Source organism: Enterococcus sp. C76 (assembly GCF_040886985.1).
In the GTDB taxonomy this organism is placed as follows: Bacteria; Bacillota; Bacilli; order Lactobacillales; family Enterococcaceae; genus Enterococcus_B; species Enterococcus_B lactis.
In genome coordinates, this window is the sequence record NZ_JBFOEY010000012.1 from 44,150 (window position 1) to 65,689 (window position 21,540).

Sequence of the window (21,540 nt, forward strand, 5' to 3'; positions counted from 1 at the left end):
ATTTCTTCAAAAGTAAGGGGAATAATACATGAATATTATTAAAGGGAATTACTACAAAATAAAAGGTAAGAATCAAAAACTTATTTATAGGTCACAGGACAGTGTACCTGTTACGGAAAAATATGCAGATAAAAAAGAAGATGAATCTTATAAAAATCATTATTGCTTTTTAGTGTTCGATTTATCTGAATCAGATAGATATAAAATTATGTCTATCGAATGTCTGGATATAAATAAAAACACTCTCATTCCTGCTACTAAAGAAGAAATGAGAGTCTGTGAAATCATCGAACGTATTAGTGATTATGAACCACCAGAAGAATATGAAAGAGGCGCACTTTGGTCAATTTCTAAAATAGCAGAATCTATTTCCCATGCAAAAGGATTATTAGGAATATCTACTGGAAGATTATCAGAATTATCTTCGATAGTTATGTTTAAAAATCAAGGAGATATTTTTAATAAACTAGATGAAGTTGATCAGATTCTAAAAGAAGTTGAAACATGTATGGAAATTGAAAAAGTAAAATTCGTTAATTCAAATGAATTTCTAAATCATTAATATAAATACCTTTGCTCTTAGATAAATCAGATGTGAAAACTAAAGTCAATTTATTAGAGTATAACCAGTTAACTACTTCATATCCATATTTTCTTTTAATTTTATCACGATGTTCTTTGTTCATATTTCTAGCTGTTCTTAAATACCAGGGAAAAATATTTTCTTCATCACGTGTACCATTACGCCTGCGATGACGATTGATTTGATTATTATGAGCTTCAAATAAAGTATTTTCAAATTCTTGCTGATTCATTTGTATAATCATATTTGAAGTTAAAGTTTCTAAACGGTGAATAAAATCCTCCCAAAAAGTTGACATAGACCAGTTTGGATCTTCGCAAATAATTTTTTTAACATCTTGAAAAGACAATGATTCCCAATAGCTATTAAAAACTAATTCATTATCATTTCTTCTGAAAATAGATAATTGCTTAACTGATTGCGCGCCTAAGGGATTTGTAATAATGACAAGAATATTCCATTGATTATTAACTAAATTTATTAGAACAGATATTTTTCCTTTTTTTCCATCCGTTAAATTTTTTTGATTATTATAGTCATAATCATATCTATAAGGAGTGTTGATATATTGTGAAAGATAATCTAAATTCTTCATGACATTAGTAAAAATCATAATATCACCTCAATAAAAATTATTTTTATTTGAGTATATCAGAAAATAAAAAGGAGTGATAAATACGTTGATAAAGAAGAAAGAACCCAAGTTGCAATTTCCAATTGAGACGATTATTCGCAATTTCATCTTCACAACCTCACAAGATATATGGGTAGGATATAAGCTTGCACCTCAAGGTTTTCCGTTAAATGATCTAGAATTTTTTGAAAAATATATCGAAGATGGTAAAGGGATTTTTGAACATGATCAATATGAATATCATTTGGTGAATATTCCTAACTATTTTGATATAGAAGAACATATCGAACAAACAATCAAAGAAACTGTAAAAGGTGAATTTTCAGATTTAGGCGAAGTTTACTTTCGTCAAGCAGGGAAAATATTAAAAGACGAAGTACAAATGAATGAATATGAAACGTATTTATTTGTGCGTTTTACGACAGTTGTTCAAGTTGCAGATCCCTTAGAGTACATGGATTTGTTGAAAGATATTGGGAAACGTCTTATGCATAAAATGACAGCACAACATGTGCCAATTACCAATGTACCAATCACCTACGATCGCATGGAAAAACAATTATTTCATGATTTGTCAAATTATAAGGAAATAGAACGTCTAACGACTCAAATGATGGGGCGTATTTTTTATTATCTTTTTCATAGGGCAGATACTAGGATTCCAGAACGCGATTTATCACCCATTGAAATGAATGAAGGGGTTATTTCAAATGAGAATGGCTATTTAGTTGTGGAACAAATCGACAAGAAGCATTATTCCATTTTTGTTAGTTTGATTGAGCTACCAATGGCGATGTTTGGCAGTGGCTTTGTGCAAAATTTACAGGATAGTCTTTCTTTCCCTATTGAAACACATGCTCGTCTTTCTTTTAACCATGAAAAAGCAGATTTGAGAAAGATTGGAAAAATGGCGAATCGAATTTATGAACAAGATAAGGAACAAGGTCAAATTGACGGAATCTTAGATGAAGACGATGTATTAGCATTTGGTACGGAACGTCTTCAAGACTTGAAAAGAAAGTTAAAAGACAAAGATACTCGACTTTGCCAACTATCTCTGACATTTGTTTTATCTGCAGACTCAAAAGAGGTCCTAGAACAACGAATGAAAGACCTTCAATTTGCTTTAGATGGTACAGATTATAAAATTTATCGTTCTGTTGCAGATCAATTGACTCTTTTTAATCAGTGCTTAATTGGAAGTAACAGAACTTTTAGAAGTTATGATCAAATCGTAACGACTGGGTTAGTTGCCGATTTAGGTTTTGACTTAAAAAAAGAAGTCGGAAATATTCAGGGGATTCCTTTAGGGCGTATCATTACTTCCAAAAAATATCATTCTGTCAAAGAAGCGTTGGCATTGTCTAGTAAAATTATTTGGTATTATCCTAATTTAACAAAGAAATACATTGAAGGTGCGATTCATACAAACGGAAATACGTTAATTATTGGTCCTCCAGGACAAGGAAAATCTGTTTTAGTTAAATATATCTTTTTATGGTTAACTTTTTTGGGACAAAAGATTTTATATATAGATCCTAAAAATGAAACAGACTTATTTTTCTCAAAAGCATTAGAAAAATATGGCCATATTCCTGAATTTTTGGAGTTATATCGGCGAATTAATTTTATTTCTTTATCTGAAGACGAATCTTGTCGAGGTATGCTTGATCCACTACTATTCTTGCCAAGAGAACAAGCCATTCAAACAGCGAAAAGTATTTTAGAACTCTTAGGAGAAGTAGATAAGAATCCAGTTACATCAGGTCAAAAGAAACGAACCATACAAAATGCGATTGTAGCTGTTTTAGATAATTTTCAAAACAATCATTTAACGAATGTGATTGAAGAAATACGAAAAACTGATGTTGAATTGGCAGATTTATTAGCTGGACACCAAGTAGGATTAGGAAAAATTCTTCTAGGAAACGATCAAAGTCACCCGATTGATTTTTCTTCACAAATCAATGTTCTTGGAACACAAGGGTTACAAATTCCTACACAAAAAGAAATCGATGCGGGACGACTAAAGCCAGAGCAAATTGCTGGAATGGCTATTATGGAAGTCATTATGAAGTTTACGTATGTTTTCTCAACGAATAAGGAAGAAGATGCCGCGATTATTTTTGATGAAGCGAAAGGGTTTGAAGATACTGCGCAAGGACAGTTTTTGATTGAAGATAGTTTACGTAAAGGACGTGCAAATGGAACAGATATTTACGCGGTAACTCAAGCATTTATGGACTATGATAGAGAAGATAAGAAAGAGCTAATTTCTTATAAATTTGCTTTTCGTCCTAAGCAAAAAGAAGCACGAAAGAAAGTATTAGGCTTTTTTGATATGGAAATTAATGAAGCAAATCAGGAAATGATTAATCAGTTAAAAGCTGGAACATGCCTATTTCAAGACCATAAAGGACGTAATCAGCCGATTGCCATCGATGTTTTATTTGATAGTTGGTTACTAGCTATTTCATCGACAGATAATCAAGACAAGGAAACACAAGCAGCATTAGCAATGGAACAAGGTTGAAATAAATTTTAATAAGTTTTGAGGTGATCACTTGAAAAAAAGATCATTGTCTTTGGTACTCTTAATTTTAGGGTGCTTTTTTTTATGGAAAGCACCAGTAACAATTTATGCAGATCAATATAATGATGGGGTTGGTGTAACTACAACAACTGAAGATAAAGAAAGCAAAGAAAACAAAGAAGTAAAAGTCAATCCAGTAACAAAAGATATTGATGAAATTTATGATACTTACAAAGATAACTCTTTCGAATTAATGACAAAAGATAAAGACGGAGGTTTCTTTGGAAAAATACAAGCAGCTATTGCAAATGTATCAGGCGTTGTTAAAAGCTTTGTATGGAGTGGCGTGAAAATGGTTGGAAGTTTTAATGCTTCCATGGTTGAATTTCTATTTGATATGGATGTTGTATCCAATATCAGAGATTCTATTCAAAAATTTACTTCAAACATTGCGAATAATATGTTAGGAATTGCTGGAACGATCGGCATTAGTTTTACCGCTTTGATCATGTTTGTAAAATTTGCTGGCGAAGGACAAATAAAAAAATCTTTATTTGTTTTTTTGATGACTATTCTTGTCTTTACAGGGCTTGTCTTTCTTAAAGATCCAAAAGCAAATGATCAGTTATTCGATACGATTTTTTCTTTAGATTCTACTGTCGAAACGGCCTTTCTAAAAACAACACCTGTTTTAACGACAGAAGAAGAGGAAAAATATAACAATGTTTCAGAAACTGAAGAAGAAACTGTAGATAAAAAGTTAAAAACAGCAGGAGAAACCATTGCTGCAAGGGTATTTTACAGTAATGTTTATGAACCTTATTTATTGCTAAATTATGGGAAAACTGATGTGGATACTATAAGAAAAAGCAAAATTGCTTACAAAAATAAGGAATATGACCGAATCAATTTTCTTTTAGATAATGATGTTGATACGAGCAAAGGTGAGGATATCCACGAGAAAGCAATAAAATATGAAGCTGAACAACTGAAGAATAAGCATATCCAGTATTATAACAATTGGTCGAATGTGGGATATGCTTTCTTTTATCTGGCTATCAATATTTTACAATCATTTGTTTATTTCGTGTTATCCATGTTTCGAATCATTACTGGTGTCATGCAGGTCTTTCTGCTTCCGTTGTTCCCGATTCTTTTGTTTATTAGTTTATTCAAAACAGAGTTAAATGCGTTTTACAATTATGCGAAAGCCTTTGGAATATTGACAGCTTTAAAAAGTATGGCTGGGTTTACTTGTATCCTGTTCACTTCATTTTTGAGTTTTGGCTTTCAACTAAGTGTAAAAGAAAATGATCCATGGAAGAAAATCATGATCATTTTGGTTTATTTACTTGCACCTTTGGGAATTTACTTTTTCCGAACCTTCTTAGGTAGTCTCTTTACTGGACGAATCACAGCTAGAAATGCGTTAGCTTTTGCGACTAATCCTTTCAGCACCGAACGTCGTATGCGACGTGCTGCATTAGAACAGCAAAAAGAACGAAGAGAACAGGAGAAAAAGCGTCGTCAAGAGGAAAAAGAGAAACAGAAACAGCAAGAGAAAAGAAATAAAGGAAAAACTGGAGAAAATATCAAACAACCTAAAAATGCACAAAATCAAACGAGAAGTTTGTACCGTCGAGAAGCAGCTTCTACAAAGAATCAGCCTCGGCATAAAGCACCAGGAACAATCGGTAAGATGGCTCAAAAATCGAATGACTTGCATGAACGTGCTAGAGAAGCGGAACAACAAGAAAAAGATCAACTTCATTCACAACGTGTTCTTCGCTCATTTGATAAGGGCGCAGAAGAAGTTCGTCAACTATTACAGAAGGAAAATCGAGGCTCAAATGAACTGAAAGTTCGTTCTAAAGCAGAAGAAATAGGCAGTCCTTATCGTTATCGTCCTTCAGGTTTGACCGTTTTACCTTTGGTTTCCAGAACGAGAAGACAAGGTGAAAAAGTCAAACCTATGCCACGAACGGATTTAAAAGAACGAAAACGAAGAAACGGCCAATCGAGTCACAAGCGGAAACAACAATATATGAATTCTGAAGGTAAAAATAAGTCAAGAGACCGTCAAAAACAAGGAAATGGAAATCAACAACGACCAAAACAAGCAACTAGACATATTCCAGGTCAAAAACAACGAGCGACTATGCCAACTTCAATTCATCGAGATAGTCAGACAAGACAACGTGCAGGAAATCAAGGTGGAGGAATTCGGCGTCCAGCAAGTGTTCGTAACCAAATGAATCGTGTCAATCGTGTTACGAAACAAATTACTCCTATTGCTGTAACAAAAAGCTCTGCTAAAGAAAGAGTACCTATTGCGCCTAAAGAGCCTGTATCACGCATAGAAAGACGTCAAATGAGACGACCAATCAAATCATCTAAAACTCAATCTGATGCTTTAAAACGTGCAAAAATTCGACGAGAAGTGAAGCCAAGAAAGAAAGGATAATGACCTAATGATGAAACAACCTAATTCAAATAATATTTTTGAACGAACATTTTCAACAAAAAAAGCAGAAGAGAAAAGTTTGTCTCGCTATAAACAATTGATGTTAATCGGGATTTTTTTTGGGGTACTATTGTACCCCTTTTTATTTGCAGGAGTTATTCCATTAGCAATTGTGTTTTCCATCGATAAAAAAGATAAGCAGGATCATGTATATGATTTTGATTATGAGAGCTTCTTACAACGAAGAAGCTCTCTTTTTTTATTGTCTGCCCTTTTATTGACCGTTCTAAATCTCTTTTTATTTGCTTCAGTGATCCCTAGAGGCTATTTATCGTGCTATTTACTATTTCCACTCAATCTTCTTCACACGACATTAAGATTCGGTTTTTCAACGATTTGTGCTTTGATTATTGGCGGGTTAGGTACAGGAAGTTGGCTGATTTATTATGCTTCTTTTGTAGAAAAGCGAAAAGTAATCTCCAAAGAAGAACGACAACAAAAAATTCTAAACTCGAAAGAATATAAAGCACGATTGAAAAATAAATACGAAGAATCACAAAAATATACGGAGGAATATCAGCAGAAATATGCCCTAGCAATCGTCATTAAAGATGTAGCACTTAGAAATAAACGGTTAGAGGAATTGTCCAAAGTCTTGTTATTAGGAACGGATGAATACGGATTGCCTTATATCCTAGAGTTTAAAGAACTGAATCAACATGCCATTTTACCAGCGACAACAGGTTCAGGGAAAACGACCTTGATTCAAGTCTTAATAGAACATGCGGCGAAGTTTTCGATGCCAGTTATTTTGATTGATGGTAAGGGTGCATTAGATACTTTAGAAGCTGTTCGAGAGATTGCGGAAGCCTATGATCGTCCATTTCGAGCATTCGTCGATCATGGAGATATGCGTTATAACCCAGTGAAAAATGGGAATGATGTTGCTGTTCGAGACAAATTAATTGGACTGGCAGAAACTGAAAGTGTGTACTATTCTACTGCTGCAAAATCGTTATTGATGGTTACTATTCAACTAATTGATGAGTTTAAAAAGACACATGAGATTGAACGAAGTCTTCCTTTTATTCAAAAATATTTCTTACCAAGAAATGTATTAAAGCTTTTTGCAGATCGTATTTTAGAAAAAAATCCAAAATTATTTGAGGTAAAAGTGGAATCAAAACCAGAAAAGAAGTCTGAAAACAAAAAGAAACAAGAAGAGAATCATGACGAATTTGAACAAATGATGGAAGATTTTGTCGATTCTTTAGAAGTTGAAATTGTTACTTTATATCCTGATACAATTCATCTATTAGATTTTTATTATTTGTTAAAACAGAATATGGTCTATATGAATGAGAAAGAACAGGATATTTTCAATCGGTTATTTGTCCGGTATGAACATAAGAAAGATCCATTTTATTTATATGTGACGTCGGAAAACTTACAAAACAATATCAATATGTTACTGGATAGTGAATTAGGGGAGCTTTTCCAAACAATGGGAGCTAATAATGAGTTAGACATCAAAGAAGTGGTAAATCATAATGAGATTCTTTATATCTCTTTAGATGGTTTGTTATATAGCGAATACATTACAGTTTTAGCACAAATGATTGTGGGAGACATTAATTTCTTTTGTTCAGAAGTTTATAAAAAAGAAAAAGATCAACAAGAAATAAAGAATGTATTGGTCATTTTTGATGAGCCTTCTTCCTATTTGAACGATGATTTTATCAGTTTAGTCAATAAAGGAAGAGGAGCAGGGATACATGCAATCTTTGGGCCACAAACAATGGCAGATATCGACAAAATCAATATTCACTTAAAAAATCAATTGGTCGGAAACGTAAATACTTTCTTTATCGGAAAGACGAATGCACCAAATGAAATTGAATTTTGGGGCAATGTGATGGGAACTTATAGTGATATTGATGTGACAGATGTGATTACACAAGAAGCAGGTTTCTCTGATGCAAGTAAGCTTTCTTGGGAAGGAGATAAAGGAACAAAACGTCAAGTGGATCGTTTCAAAATCAATCCAAATCGTCTTCGTGATCTACGACAAGGAGAATTCGTTGTTTATCGAACTGCCTTAAATGTTCGAGAAATTCCTCGTATAGTTTATATTCGTAAGCCAAAAGTAAAGGAGTAAATGAATGATGAAAAGGAGCTTTTTTCTTTGGGGATTAGTATTTATTTTCACTGTTTTTGTGTGGGTAGTGTCCATTTCTTTTAAAGGGAATGGACACTTTTATCCAGAGAATTCTTTTCAAGAAGTGATAAAAAAGAAAGAGGAAAATCAATCCTTTTATCTTTATCTTGGAAGAAAAGACTGTAAAGAATGTCAACGAGTCAACAAAAAAATCGAGAAAAAATCTCAATCATTGCCCATGGATGTTTACTATGTAGACACGAAAGAAGAGACACAACAAGACCTTTTAAGACAATTTTTATCTAACTATCAAATCAAGACAGTGCCGACTTTTTTAGAAATCAAAAGGGGAAAAATTCGGATGGTAAAGGAGAAAGTTGTACTACCTGATGGGTGGATCAATCAAATTTTTATGAGAAATAAAGAATGGTTTACGATTGTAAACAATTAATGTTTATAGTTATAAACTATCAAACTATATGGTGACTTATTGCTTAAAATAGGTTGAAATCTCACTCAATTTTTGGTGTAAAAACAAAATAAATTCTAATCAATTTTGTTGAAAAAATAATAAAAAAACGAATGTGATTTTAATAGAATTTGAAAAAAATCGTTTGAAATTTCGTTTATTTTTTTTGAGAATTTTGATCATCGTAGGATCATTGTAGGATTATTATGAGATCATGGTAGTATCATCGAATAAAGTATGGGAGAGGCTTGCGGCGCTTGGTATTAAAGGCATTCTTCGCCTCCCAGGTTCCTGACCATTTTCTCTCAACGTGGTAAAAATCCCACTTATGAGAGAAAATGGTCAGGAACCTAAACGGTCGGCGAAGAAAACATACCAAGCGCCGCAAGCCAAACAAGATAGAGCAACAACAAAAAAGTAAAAATAAATAATAAAAGATAGTATAGAACACATGAGAAAAGATCAACCCCTACCCCAATCTTTGGGGTCTCAAAACTAACTCCCCCTAACCCCTCTTTCATCCTCTTTTGAAAGAGGGGAGAATCAACCCCTGGGACAACGCCCCAATGTTCTTGGAGCTGTCCAAAATGAAAGAAATTTGTAGGAGAGTAAAACTTAAGAGAGATATAGATAAAATAGACTAGGAGTGGAAGAGATTAACAAATGAAATATCTATTGCATGGTTATTATATTGATTATCATTCAGAAAATAAGGCGAAACTTTGTGTACTATGTTTACTTCATGAGTTGCGAGTGATTTCAAGAACACAGTTATTGGATTTATTGAATTTAGAAATCTCATTTGGAAGCAGCAGTTTAACAAAGGTATTACGTTATCTAAAAGCTAACAATTTAATTGATAAAAAGAAAAATGGGAAAGAGGTATATTATTTTCTGACAAAAGAAGGTCATCTTAGTATTGGTGGGTTTTATACTTTTCCAAAAGTTCCGGAATATAATCTAAATCATCATCTTCAAATCAATAATTATTTAATAAAAACAATTCGTATGGTAAAAGATCATGAACATTTAAAACGAATTATTTCCGAACGAAGGATTGTTTATGAAGCAAAGGATTTAAATAGCAATGCCAAAGGTCGAAAATTTTTTGTACCAGATTTTCGTGTACGATTTCGAGATAAAAATCGTTTAGAAATCAACTGGTCTTTTGAAATTGAGTTAACGATGAAAACACGCAGACGTTATCGAAATTCGATTTTTCCCAAATATATTAAAGAGCTTGAAAAAAATAAAAATTCTCATGTCATTTATGTGACACCAAGTGGGGCAATTCGTGAAGAATTAGAAGCATTCAAACGAGTATTTTATCAAGCGGAAACGAAAAAAGATGCTCGTTTAGGAGAACTATTCGACCGTTTCCATATTTTGTCTGATAAGAACTTTGAAACTGAACTAAAATATTTACTTGAAACAGATCCTGGAATCAATTGGTTACCAGAAAAAGAAAATAATATTTATCAAGATGGTTCGGTACAGGAGACTTTGGAACTATTTGAAGATGAGAAAAAAAGAGAAGGAAAAGAAGAAACTGAAAAAGAAGAAAATAAATCTAGTAAATCAAAAATGAAATTTAATCCAGAGGCATTATGATTAAGATTTATTGTTTTTTGTAAGGAAGGCATACTATAATGAAAACGAAAAGAGGAGTTGCGTCAACAACTCCCCTTTGGACAGCACCGATAAAGACGGTGGCAAGATTAACTATTTATAAAAGAAATAGCTGGTCGTCTCGCTAAAGTGACGGCTATTTCTTTTTACTTTTTTTCGCTTCAGTCAATGCTTGAAATAGTTTCACGATTGCAGTTGAAAATTCAAATAGAGCTTTGCCACAAGGCGAAAGAGCTAAAATCAAAGCAGTGATTTCCGCAAGATAAAAAAGGCGTCTCCTTTCTATAAGATTTTGGAAGTACGCACATACTTCTTTTAATTCCTTCAAGTATCGTTTAAAAAAAGAGGTATCTCACCAGTAATATAATTTCACTGGGATCAGAGATACTTCTTTTTTTATTTTTTCGACTACAGAAAACAAATAGTGTGAAAAAATGGAATCGTTACTCTCACACTTGGAAAAAGGTGACAATCATTCCATGATTGTTTGATTCTCAATTTTTTGGTTTTGTGCTCCATTTTTACCATTTCCTACGCTTTCTAACTGCGAAAGCAGGTCGAAGCTTCAGCGCAAGCGCTGTTCAACCTGTTTCTCGTAAGAAGCTTCAAAAAAGGACAAGGGCAAGGCAAGTCGCTAAGCGAACCTTGTCCTTTTTTTGAGGAAATAGTAAAAGCTCCGCAACAAAACGCAAAAAATTCAGCCTTTTGGCTCACGCTAGGCGTAGCAAAAAAACAAAAATTTGAGAAAAGAGGGTCATAGATGTCGAAAGAAATAAAGACAATAAAAGACTTGCAAGAACAATCAGATACTTATGAATCAAATCTATTACTTTCGATTGTAGATGATGAAAATGGATACTCAGATATTGAGTGGGTTAAGGAAAAAGGTAGAAAACAGAATGTATTGTATCAATGGATAAAATTAGTAGCGAATCATTCCTTGAACTTAAATACCGTTGAAACCTTTAAAGAAAAAATCGCTCAATATCCTGAACAAATGATTGTGACATTAAGAAATAGAGAGGGAAAATATTCACGACTATTTTTAGTTTTAGAAGAACTAGATAATCAAAAATGGGTCATGATTGTAGATGATTTGACGTATCAAGAATATTATCAGGAAAACGAAATCAATTGGAAAAATAAAGCGTTAGAAAAAATGTTAGAGGAAATGAAGCAAAAACATTCAGATACGGAAGATTGTATCCATTCATGGTTGTGCCAACAACAAGATGAAAAATTATTTCAAGGTATTTTAAAAGAAGACCGTACAATCAAGGGTGCTGTTATGTATTGTTTATCTGAAGCCAAAAAACAAGCTGGCACAAATCAATCAGCAATGGTTTCTGATGAGGTCGTTTTTTCTTGGGTAAGGGAATACTTTTTATTAGAAAAGGTAGAAGTAACACCTGTTCAAGGCTCAGTTAATACGAATAAACCAAAAGAGAGAAAGTCAAAAAAGAAAGAAGAAAAGGTGGTGGACGGACAAGTTAGCTTGTTCGAGGAAGCATGAAGAATAATTTAACGAAAAAAATTGGAAAACCTTTAACACCACCAAAAGCTTTTCTCAATTGGTGTTACGACCAGTTACCTATTTATGAATGGAGTAATAAGCAAGAAACGTTTCGTTCGTCTAGCCGAACGAACGGTTTCTTGATAAAAAAACGACTTACGAAAGCTTCAAGATTAACATTTCCGACTAAGTTTTATTCATTTGCTATTATCTTGGTTTCTTCCACGAGAATTGAAATACAATCATATGATTTTTGGCTTAAAATTACGAATGGTAAAGAGGAATTACATTATGAATTGACTAATTTTGAACGGTTTTCTAAAGGAGAACATATCAAGGCGCACTATTACAATGAAAATTGGTATGAAGGTCTTTTGAGTAACTATGGCATGATGAGCAGCGCCTATACTAATACGAAATTTTATCCAAACAATTGGAACGAACAGCTACAAAAAAAGGTCAGAATTACGCTATTTACGCTTACCATTATTAGATTTTAGAGAAATTGCTAATATCTATAAATATCGGTTAGAGATTGAATTTTGTCAGAAAATAAATGCACCAGTATTGGCAAATGAAATCATGTTTCCTTCTTATCGTTTTATTGGTGGAGAATATCGAAAATGTGTAGATATGCGTTTTCTGACAATGAAATGGTTGAAACAAAATAAATGGCGAATTAAGAATACAAGTAAGACTTTCTCTCAATTAAAAATAGAAGAAATCGCACGACAGAGAAAAAGTCACATTGTACAAGGGATTGAGCAATACCTTGACTATCGTGATTTCTCAAAAATTCCTCAACATGTCGGATTCAGAAAATTTCAACGTTGGATAATCGAAAATGAAGTGAATTTCAAGTATTATTTAGACTACATTTCAATCTTAAAATTATTGGATACGCCTCTAACCAATAGTTTAGTTTTAATGCCGAGAAATTTCCAAGAGAAGCATGACGAAGCAGTAAATACTTTTAACCAGCTAAAAATCGAATTGGAAGAAAAAGCATACAAAAAACGATTAGAAAAACTAAAAAAATTAGAACAAGAGATTGATGAATATGCTTTCCTTGTGCCTAAAAAAGCTTGAAGAGATTGTTGAGGAAGGAAAAAATTTAAATCATTGCGTAGGTGGTTATGTAGAAAGACATAAGAATGGGGAAACAACGATTATATTTATGCGTAAAAAAGAAGCACAAAACCAATCGCTATATACGATTGAATACAAAAATAAACATATTGTACAAATTCAAGGTTATCAGAACAAAGAAGTCATACCAGAAAAGGTGCGAGAAGTAGCAAACAAGTGGGTAAAAAAAATTAGTTAAGGAGTTTTCCAGTATAGAGAATGAATCGTATACATGAGTATACGATTTGTTTGTTAGAATAAATAGAAGAAAAAGTAGAAAGAATATTTTGCATTTGTTCATTTTTATGAGTATAATATAATCAAATAACGCGTATTTTTATATTTTTTGAGTATAATATACTCTTAGGGAGAGAAGAAAATGAAAACCAAAGAAAAAGGAAGAATACAAGTAGGAATCGATAAAGAGTTAAAAGAAAATGCAGAACAAATTTTAGAAGAACTTGGTTTAAATGCTACTACAGCTATTACAATTCTATATAAGCAAGTGGTATCAAGAGGGGAATTTCCAATGGAAATCAAATTAAGTGAAGAAGAAAAGCAAGCAATCAAGTTACGTCAGTTAGCTCAAAATATGCCTGTACAATTACTTGATACACACGAAAAGTTAAATGAGTGGTTCAATGAAGACGAATGAAATAGTAACAGTTTATGTTGCATTTGCCGATAAAGAAGGCGGAAAAAGAAGACCCATATTGGTTGTACAAGATAGAAATGATCGTATTGACTTTTTTAGCATTACCAGTAAATATAAAAATAAGTCCAAAAAGATACAACAAGTCTATTTTCCAATAAAAAATTGGAAGCAATCAGGATTGAATAAACCATCATGGATAGATGTAGGTGTTCTTAGAGCGATACCTAAAGAAAATACAGAAATAAAATATACTAAAGTAGGTATTTTGACAAACGAGGATAGTCAAAAATTGATTGATTTTATCAAGAATTTACAGAAAAATTGAAATATAAAGGATGAAAAAGGACAAGTAATTGCTTGTTCTTTTTTTGTTTGAAATAGACAGAAGGAACAAAAGAGGTATTTCGCCGGCGGTGCAGTAGCCCTTGGCTCAGAGCATACCTCTTTTTCGTTTGTTGGTTCATTGTCCATTAAATTCTTGGTAACTCCGTTCCTCCGTTAGTCGAATTTGCCTTTGTTTGCGCCGTTCCTCTGCAAAGTCGGCACATGGACACTGCCCCATTTTTATGCAGAGCATAAAAAACCAAACGAGTGATTGAGAGATGTTCGCTAAAGCTCACTAAAAAGGAAGGGAATAAATGTCCCATTTATTCTGATTGTTTCGTCGTCAAGCCGACGAAAGGTTTTCGTCCGCCTAAGCGTTCGAAAAATTTATTTTTCATAGACAATCCATACATAAGGAATCAGTTTTCCAAGATAAAGAAACGACAAACATTTCCTAATCGTCTATCAGTCATTCGGCTAGATTAACCTAAAACATAACCTGCCAATTGCCAAGGGTAAAATGCACACTACGTGCCCTTGTCAATTGTCAGAACATGTTTTCGAGACGGTTATGCCGAACGACCGATAGACGAAAAGGAAATGTAAAGTTCATTTCTCATTTGATCTTTGAAAACTGAATAATTCCCTGATGAATGAATAGGATTCGTCTAAAAATCAATCATTTTTCAAGACCTTAGGGGGCGCACCCCCTAAAACCCTGCGCCTCACTCTCTCAACCGAAAAGGTGGGAGGGGGGCAACCAAATCAAAGAATTACTTTTTCAGGAGTGAAGCAAACATGAAAAAATTAACACAAGCAAAAAATAAGTTGGAACGTTTACAAAAGGAACAAGCACTAGTTTGTCAGTCAATTAGAAATGAGTATAGTGAAATTCCTCTCGGACAGCCGAATATCATCGGGCGTCCCAATATTTATAAACAAGTTAATCGCTATTTTGACAAGTCTTGTCAGTTAATGAAAGAAGAGAAAAAACAACAAGACCGTGTAGCCATGCTAGAAAAGGAGGAAGAATTCAAAAAAGAAAATAAATTATTGAAGGATACCCATGTTGTAGGAAAAACAGCTTACGCTACTATTGGTGCGAAAACTAGCGTGAACAATTTAGATTATTTCAAACAAAAGTTAGTTGATTTAGAACAAAAGAATGAAGCCGCAAAAGCTTATAACAAGACAAAGCCACCGATTAAGAAAAAAACATATGGGGCAGAAATTACGAAATTGAAAAGAAAAATTGCCTATTTAGAAGAAATGGTAGAAAAAGACCAAAAGAAAGTTGTGAGTGAGAAAACGCAACAACTGATAGACAGTGGGGCAGTAAAGCAATGGCAAAAGAAACCCATTTACTATTTTGTTCAGGGACTGAGAAAAGTAGCCTTAGAAATTGATGATAAAGGAAACTTTTATATTTCTGAACGTTATCCAACCTATACAGAAAGTGAAAAACAATTTGTCAAAGAGTTACTAAAATAGCGTTACAAGAGGTTATTCTCTTGTAACGTTTAATGAAATAAGGTGAATGAAATGACGTTAAAAGAAAAAATTTTATTTTTAGAAGAAAAAACTGGAATTGATATGAAAGGAATCAAGGAACAAAAGATCAATTGGTACATGGATCTTTTGAAAGACCCCTTTCCGCTATTACAAAGTGATTTGATACCAGTTATTAGAAATGATGTTTATTTTACTAGACTTTATGGCCATAAGTAAAATTGAACCTCGACACACTACGAAAAATAGTGTGTCGAGATAATTAATGAAATAATGATGAGTTTTTTTGGAGGATAAAAAAATGGAAATTATTGATGTGTATGACGAGGTAACATTGGAATATATTGGCTCTTTTGAGAATACGAACCAAAATATTATTGATTATGTTGCAGAACTTTTACCATTTGAAAACAGAAGATTAATTGATTATTCGAGTGACGAAATCGTGCTAACAACGATTGGTAATTTTTTGAATTATGTTCCTGACCAGCTATGGCTAGAAGAGATTCGCCCGCTATTGATTGCAAAGCAAACGGGTGAAGTTTCTACCAAAAAGGTAAAACTGTTTGATCGTTATGAGCAAGAAAATGAAGGATTTTGATAAAAGGAGAGAATCAAGACGTGTTTTCAAATCGTGAATGTTTTTGGGGAAGATATCAAATCCCTATCGACCAATTTAACAAACAGTATTGTTGGCCACCTACTTATATCAAATGTATCAAATGTGATTGTTCTGAATTAGCAAAACATAAAACTTATATGAAGAATGGTCATTCTTATGATACGTATATTTGGGAATGTCCGTCTTGTCAAAGTCAATATCGTTTAGTAAACGGAACAACACATTTTGAAAACATTACTGAAGAGTAGTTGTTTTTTTAGATGATGACGGTAACGGTTTGCCCTATCGACTTTATGAAATGGTCATAGGGCAATAATAAAAATGGAAATAGAATCAAGGGAGCTAAGCTATTCATGAAGAATATAAAGCGTCGTTTATCGACCATATTAGTACTATTTAGTCTTGTCGGAACAGGATGTAGCGTGTTCAATCATTCAAAAAATTTATTGCCTGAAAATCAACGTATAGCGTCTAATATAACAATACAGAAAAATACAAATGAGCAAGTAGAAATAATTAATCAAAATCACCCACATTTTTTGAATGAAGACTTATCTTTAGACCAGGGAAATTGGCAACGATTTTCTAATTTAGATTCGTTGAATCGAGTAGGAGAAGCGAATGCGATGTTGCATAAAAGTATGATGCCAACTGAAGAACGAGAACGGCTTTATATCAAGCCTACTGGTTGGAAACAAAAGAAAATGAAGAATGGCGATTATTTGTATAACCGTTGTCATTTAATTGGTTATCAAATGACTGGAGAAAACAATAATCCTAAAAATCTTATGACAGGTACACGATCATTCAATACACCAGCAATGGTCGAATATGAAAACCAAGTAGCAGAATATTTGAGGAGAACAGGCAATCATGTTCGTTATCGTGTAACACCAGATTTTAGAGAAAATGAGTTAGTTGCGAGAGGCGTACAAATAGAAGCACAGAGTATTGAGGATAATGTCATTTCTTTCAATGTTTATATTCATAATATACAAGAAGGTTATGATATCGATTATCAAACAGGAAATTCAAAAATTAAATAAAGGGCGTAAAAAAGGGACTGCTTCTGGTGAAAACAGTCCCTCAAATGGATTTAAAGCTACGCCCATTCTAACAAAAGAATGGAGAGAAATCAACGTGATTAAAATAAACAGCAATCTAGCAATTTTGATAATGATAGTAGGTGTTTGGATTAGTTTTTTATCGATTGAATGGAAAATTATTTTATCTTCAGGTGCATTTATGTATTTGTTTAGTTTATGGGATGTCTACATTGTAGAAGAATTTCCAAATAAATTTGATAAAAAAAGGAGAAGACTTCAGGTAAAATAAATGGAAAAGGAGTGATTAAGTAGATGAATAAAAAATATCGAGCAAAATTGTCGCCAACTCTGTCTAAACGAAAAGATGAGCGTTATGTAATGGTTAATTTAGATACTGGAGAAATTGTCGATGATTGTCGAGGTTATGGTTATAAAACGAAGCAATCTGCTTATGCTTGCTTTGGCTATAAACTAACACGAATGAAACGAGGCGAAGCATTTTAAAGAATTGCAGAATAGTTTATTTATTTTAGAAAGTGTATTTGATAATATAACAATATATTCAATTACTCATAGACTCAATAAGTAATTGTAAATCTAAATTATTTAAGGAGAATTTGATTAAATGGATAAAGTTATTTATGCACCTAGTACTTACTCTGCAGATGAAATTTTTTTGATGAAATTAGCTAGAGACTGGTTTCATCAAGCAAGCCAATTAAAAAACATTTCTTGGGCTAATATAACATTTGGAAGTATTAATATATTGCCTGATAATATAAATATAGAAAAAACAATTCGTTTTAGTACTCAAATGTATTCACATAACTTAGAATTTCTAGCCTTAAGGAGCGCTGTTACGGCATATCGAGATTTTTGTGAATATATGCCTCCATATTTACGAATTGGTAGAGATAAGGATAAAATTAATTATACGATAAATATCGCTAAGAAAAATGGAATACATTTACAACCAGAATACTTTTCTCGATTTGATAAACTAAATGAAATAGTAGCAAAACTAGATATAGACTACAATTTTTTTGAATCTTTACAAGAAGATAAAATTAGTTAATACTATAATTAAAAATTATTGACATAATAAGAATACAGATAAAAAAGACAGTCTTATTGGATTGTCTTTTTATTTTCATTACTGGTAGACAAGATTGAAAAGAAATAGAAGAAAGCATGTGTAATCGTAATATTATAAATAACTGAAAATATTATTTATTCCGAAAAGTGAAAAATTCTTTTGTTAAAATATATAAGTTGAAATGAGTAACATTTTTGATAAAATAGTATTGGTAAACGTCCATACTATAGACTTTTTAGGTACTGCCCGTTAGTGAAGTTTCAGGCAGTACCTATCTTTTTTAATTGATTTCCAAATGTTATACTAAATATGTAGAAAGTTTGTGGCGGTTTGGCAAATCCAATTGAGGGAGCGTGTTGCCTATGGGCTTATTAGCTTATCGGACGTACTCTGTAGAAAGGAAATGCCTGATTTGTTCTCATTGGATCAAATCATTGCTATCATTGGATCAGTCGCAGTAGTAATTACTGCCGTAGCGAAAGCTAGTGATTCGATTTTGGCTTGGTTAAAGTTCAAAAAAGAACAAAAAAAATAGAGCCGTCTCAACTTTTGGCGAAGTAGACGGGCTCTAAAGCCTTATATATATGCCATCCGCTTTGAACGGACTACACAGGGGCTATGTTAGCGCATAGCTCCTTTTCATTCATAATATAGCATATTATTTGGCAGTTTGCCAATATAAGAATTCAATCAATTGATAGAAAAGGAAGTGGACGAGTTGTTAGTAGAAACTGTTCATGTTCAGTTAGCACATGGAAGGATAAATGATTCAGTTTATTTGAAAAATAGAATCTTTACTTTTCGTGTGGCTAAAAAACTAGAAAAAAAGATTCAAAAGGGAATGCTAGTTTTTTCTAAAAATGGTCAATTAGTGTATGTAAAAAACATAATTACAGGTAAATCTGAAGAAGAAGAAAATGAATATACTGCAACAGTTAGTAAAATTTTTAATGCCGCACCAAGTATTCTTCCTGTAAGAAAAGGAGAAAGAGTACCTAAAATGCGCCTAATAAACAAAAATACAATTTTTGAAGGATTATTTTTAGAAGTAAAAGATAAGACATTACACAAAACTAAACAAAAAGTTTATTTTAAAGCACCAGAAACTGTTTTAAAAAAAATTGGTATAGGGGATATTATCCCTTTTTCTATTGAAGGTAAAAATTGCCATGCTTTGATTATCCAAGTTTATAAATCAACGCAATTTGATAAAGAAGTATCTATATTTGAACCAAAATTTAAACCGTTCTTTTTAAAAAAAGCTGCGAAAGGCTTCAAAAAGACAGACTATATCCCTATACCAGAGGAAGAAAGCATTGTAACTTCTGAGAAAAATCAACAAATAAATCGTAAACGTCCTTTTAAAATAAGAAAAACAAGTTAGGTTGGCGGCAAGTATTAATTACTAAGAGAGATTTAATACGTACATTGTACATATGTTGTACGTACAACGTGATGACTATGTAATATAATATAGCTATTAAAGGGAGTGATAAGATGTCAAGATTAAATATTCGAATTGATGATGAATTAAAAGAACAAGCAAAAGAAGTTTACGAAGAAATCGGCATGGACTTATCAACTGCAGTCATTGTTTTTCTGAAACAAAGTGTACGGGAGAGAAAATTACCTTTTCAACCAGGTATTGAACCTAGAGAAGATATCATAGCTAGCTATGAAGCAGAAAATGGTATCACTACAAAAGTATCCTCCGTAGATGAGCTGATGGAGAAATTAAATGCTGACGATTAAGTTTACACCAAGTTTCAAACGTGATTATAAACGGATGATGAAAAAGCATTACGATGAAACAGAATTTAGAAAAGTGATTAATCTGTTAGTTAAGCAAGAGCAGGAAGTATTGAGAACAAAATATAAAGATCATGCTCTTCAAGGCAACTGGAAATGATAAAAGTTATAATTAATTGATTAGTTGTACAATATAATGTACAATGTATTTATAGAAATAAGTAAGAGGTGAATGAAATGGAAGCAGTAGCTTATTCAAATTTCCGCCAAAATTTACGTAGTTATATGAAACAAGTCAATGAAGATGCTGAAACACTTATTGTAACAAGTAAAGATGTAGAAGATACAGTTGTTGTATTATCAAAAAGAGATTATGATTCTATGCAAGAAACTTTGAGAACACTATCTAATAATTACGTCATGGAAAAAATTCGTCGAGGAGATGAACAATTCTCCAAAGGTGCATTTAAAACACATGACTTAATTGAGGTTGAATCTGATGATTAAGGCTTGGTCTGATGATGCTTGGGATGATTATCTTTATTGGCATGAGCAAGGAAACAAAAGCAATATAAAAAAGATTAACAAGTTAATAAAAGATATCGATCGTTCTCCCTTTGCTGGATTAGGAAAACCTGAGCCATTAAAGCATGATTTATCTGGAAAATGGTCCAGAAGAATTACAGATGAACATAGACTGATATATAGAGTTGAAAATGAAACGATATTTATTTATTCTGCAAAAGATCACTATTAACCAATCGGAAGTAAGGGAAGGGTCAGAAACTTAAAAGTTTATGACCCTTTATTTTATATATATATTCTGATATGTGTAACTTTTTTTCTAGAAAGAGCATGTAAAAAAGTCATTTGACATAGCTTGCACGACAACAGTAGGGACAGCCATAAAAATTGTTTAACGGATATTTCTTTTGGGCAGTAACCATAGCGGAATAGTAGGAAAGTTCAAAGCCTATTAGTACTCTATCTTGACAACAGGCTAAAAACGGGCACTCATTCGTGTGAATGGCATGTCTAAAATGTTGATTGGTAAATTTCTCGAAGTAGTAGTAATACATTATTGTCACTCTCCTTTACAATCACAAATATAACAAATAAGAGAGTAATCACATTTCACACTTTTTACTTTTTTGGTGATAAATCATAATCATTTTTAACAGCTAATTTAATCATCTATCTGATACTTTTTTATTATTTGATTTCTTATGTAAAAAATAAAACCACCGGAGACATTAGAAAACCGGTGGCTGGGTAATAAACTCTTTGGACAAGAAGAGATATGCATACCCACTAACTAGAATACACTATTTGAGCTGAAAAAAGTCTAAACTTTTTTATTTTTTATCGATCTAAATGGAAGTTGTTTCTTTAGTTTTTTCTATTTTGTCTAGGTATCTATAAATGGTT

General features: G+C 32.6%; 23 protein-coding genes and 1 pseudogene. 23 read left to right on the plus strand and 1 reads right to left on the minus strand.

Annotation, left to right across the window (positions count from 1 at the left end; translation table 11 throughout):
* The first annotated feature begins 28 nt into the window (after positions 1 to 28).
* Positions 29 to 562, plus strand: a complete 534-nt coding sequence (locus AB3I00_RS13030) for a hypothetical protein (protein ID WP_104777006.1) — start codon at positions 29 to 31, stop codon at positions 560 to 562.
* On the opposite strand, the gene AB3I00_RS13035 is transcribed toward AB3I00_RS13030, so the two are convergent.
* Positions 534 to 1,196 (minus strand): hypothetical protein, encoded by a 663-nt coding sequence (locus tag AB3I00_RS13035; protein ID WP_368025409.1) that lies wholly within the window; start codon positions 1,194 to 1,196, stop codon positions 534 to 536. The genes AB3I00_RS13030 and AB3I00_RS13035 overlap by 29 nt on opposite strands.
* Positions 1,197 to 1,263: 67 nt before the next feature.
* Here AB3I00_RS13035 and AB3I00_RS13040 point away from each other — a divergent pair, with 67 nt between their 5' ends.
* The 22 genes and pseudogenes from AB3I00_RS13040 (at position 1,264) to AB3I00_RS13145 (ending at position 20,869) form a co-directional block, all read left to right on the plus strand.
* On the plus strand, positions 1,264 to 3,750 hold the full coding sequence (locus AB3I00_RS13040; protein WP_368025410.1) for an ATP-binding protein: 2,487 nt from the start codon (positions 1,264 to 1,266) through the stop codon (positions 3,748 to 3,750).
* Positions 3,751 to 3,781: 31 nt separating this feature from the next.
* Positions 3,782 to 6,214, plus strand: a complete 2,433-nt coding sequence (locus tag AB3I00_RS13045; RefSeq protein ID WP_368025411.1) for a CD3337/EF1877 family mobilome membrane protein — start codon at positions 3,782 to 3,784, stop codon at positions 6,212 to 6,214.
* A 7-nt stretch (positions 6,215 to 6,221) separates the two neighbouring features.
* Positions 6,222 to 8,372, plus strand: a complete 2,151-nt coding sequence (locus tag AB3I00_RS13050; RefSeq protein WP_368025412.1) for a TraM recognition domain-containing protein — start codon at positions 6,222 to 6,224, stop codon at positions 8,370 to 8,372.
* 4 nt (positions 8,373 to 8,376) lie between these two features.
* Positions 8,377 to 8,823: a thioredoxin family protein gene (locus AB3I00_RS13055; RefSeq protein ID WP_368025413.1), complete on the plus strand. Its 447-nt coding sequence runs from the start codon at positions 8,377 to 8,379 to the stop codon at positions 8,821 to 8,823.
* Positions 8,824 to 9,504: 681 nt separating this feature from the next.
* Entirely contained in the window at positions 9,505 to 10,452 is a 948-nt protein-coding gene (locus AB3I00_RS13060) for a hypothetical protein (RefSeq protein WP_368025414.1), read from the plus strand.
* 778 nt (positions 10,453 to 11,230) lie between these two features.
* Positions 11,231 to 11,983, plus strand: coding sequence for a Cas9 inhibitor AcrIIA9 family protein (locus tag AB3I00_RS13065; RefSeq protein WP_368025415.1), 753 nt, complete (start codon positions 11,231 to 11,233; stop codon positions 11,981 to 11,983).
* Positions 11,980 to 13,310 (plus strand): annotated as a pseudogene (locus AB3I00_RS13070) (PcfJ domain-containing protein). The gene AB3I00_RS13065 and the pseudogene AB3I00_RS13070 overlap by 4 nt, the downstream one beginning before the upstream one ends.
* A 180-nt stretch (positions 13,311 to 13,490) precedes the next feature.
* Positions 13,491 to 13,766 carry a type II toxin-antitoxin system RelB/DinJ family antitoxin gene (locus tag AB3I00_RS13075; RefSeq protein ID WP_002326659.1) on the plus strand — a complete coding sequence of 92 codons (276 nt, stop codon included), beginning with the start codon at positions 13,491 to 13,493 and terminating at the stop codon, positions 13,764 to 13,766.
* Positions 13,753 to 14,091 carry a type II toxin-antitoxin system PemK/MazF family toxin gene (locus AB3I00_RS13080; protein WP_368025416.1) on the plus strand — a complete coding sequence of 113 codons (339 nt, stop codon included), beginning with the start codon at positions 13,753 to 13,755 and terminating at the stop codon, positions 14,089 to 14,091. The genes AB3I00_RS13075 and AB3I00_RS13080 overlap by 14 nt, the downstream gene beginning before the upstream one ends.
* A 797-nt stretch (positions 14,092 to 14,888) precedes the next feature.
* Entirely contained in the window at positions 14,889 to 15,581 is a 693-nt protein-coding gene (locus AB3I00_RS13085) for a hypothetical protein (RefSeq protein ID WP_368025417.1), read from the plus strand.
* Between the two features lie 51 nt (positions 15,582 to 15,632).
* Positions 15,633 to 15,818, plus strand: a complete 186-nt coding sequence (locus tag AB3I00_RS13090) for a hypothetical protein (RefSeq protein ID WP_104777399.1) — start codon at positions 15,633 to 15,635, stop codon at positions 15,816 to 15,818.
* 82 nt (positions 15,819 to 15,900) lie between these two features.
* Positions 15,901 to 16,200 carry a hypothetical protein gene (locus tag AB3I00_RS13095; protein WP_249974211.1) on the plus strand — a complete coding sequence of 100 codons (300 nt, stop codon included), beginning with the start codon at positions 15,901 to 15,903 and terminating at the stop codon, positions 16,198 to 16,200.
* A gap of 374 nt (positions 16,201 to 16,574) precedes the next feature.
* Complete coding sequence (locus AB3I00_RS13100; RefSeq protein ID WP_368025418.1) at positions 16,575 to 17,267, plus strand: DNA/RNA non-specific endonuclease; 693 nt, start codon at positions 16,575 to 16,577, stop codon at positions 17,265 to 17,267.
* Positions 17,227 to 17,556, plus strand: a complete 330-nt coding sequence (locus AB3I00_RS13105; protein WP_368025419.1) for a hypothetical protein — start codon at positions 17,227 to 17,229, stop codon at positions 17,554 to 17,556. The genes AB3I00_RS13100 and AB3I00_RS13105 overlap by 41 nt, the downstream gene beginning before the upstream one ends.
* Positions 17,557 to 17,579: 23 nt before the next feature.
* The gene (locus AB3I00_RS13110; protein WP_368025420.1) at positions 17,580 to 17,771 is read left to right on the plus strand and encodes a hypothetical protein; all 192 of its coding nucleotides are present in this window, start codon (positions 17,580 to 17,582) and stop codon (positions 17,769 to 17,771) included.
* A 121-nt stretch (positions 17,772 to 17,892) separates the two neighbouring features.
* Positions 17,893 to 18,342: a hypothetical protein gene (locus AB3I00_RS13115; protein WP_368025421.1), complete on the plus strand. Its 450-nt coding sequence runs from the start codon at positions 17,893 to 17,895 to the stop codon at positions 18,340 to 18,342.
* Between the two features lie 424 nt (positions 18,343 to 18,766).
* Entirely contained in the window at positions 18,767 to 18,898 is a 132-nt protein-coding gene (locus tag AB3I00_RS13120; RefSeq protein ID WP_368025422.1) for a hypothetical protein, read from the plus strand.
* 174 nt (positions 18,899 to 19,072) lie between these two features.
* Positions 19,073 to 19,747, plus strand: a complete 675-nt coding sequence (locus tag AB3I00_RS13125; RefSeq protein ID WP_368025425.1) for a hypothetical protein — start codon at positions 19,073 to 19,075, stop codon at positions 19,745 to 19,747.
* 113 nt (positions 19,748 to 19,860) lie between these two features.
* A complete protein-coding gene (locus tag AB3I00_RS13130) occupies positions 19,861 to 20,115 on the plus strand; it encodes a type II toxin-antitoxin system RelB/DinJ family antitoxin (RefSeq protein WP_368025423.1) in 255 nt (84 codons plus the stop codon).
* Positions 20,102 to 20,272 (plus strand): type II toxin-antitoxin system YafQ family toxin, encoded by a 171-nt coding sequence (locus AB3I00_RS13135; protein ID WP_368025424.1) that lies wholly within the window; start codon positions 20,102 to 20,104, stop codon positions 20,270 to 20,272. Before AB3I00_RS13130 ends, AB3I00_RS13135 begins: the two co-directional genes overlap by 14 nt.
* Positions 20,273 to 20,349: 77 nt before the next feature.
* Complete coding sequence (locus AB3I00_RS13140; RefSeq protein WP_000388479.1) at positions 20,350 to 20,619, plus strand: type II toxin-antitoxin system Phd/YefM family antitoxin; 270 nt, start codon at positions 20,350 to 20,352, stop codon at positions 20,617 to 20,619.
* Positions 20,612 to 20,869 carry a Txe/YoeB family addiction module toxin gene (locus AB3I00_RS13145; RefSeq protein WP_000588503.1) on the plus strand — a complete coding sequence of 86 codons (258 nt, stop codon included), beginning with the start codon at positions 20,612 to 20,614 and terminating at the stop codon, positions 20,867 to 20,869. The genes AB3I00_RS13140 and AB3I00_RS13145 overlap by 8 nt, the downstream gene beginning before the upstream one ends.
* The last annotated feature ends 671 nt before the right edge of the window (positions 20,870 to 21,540 follow it).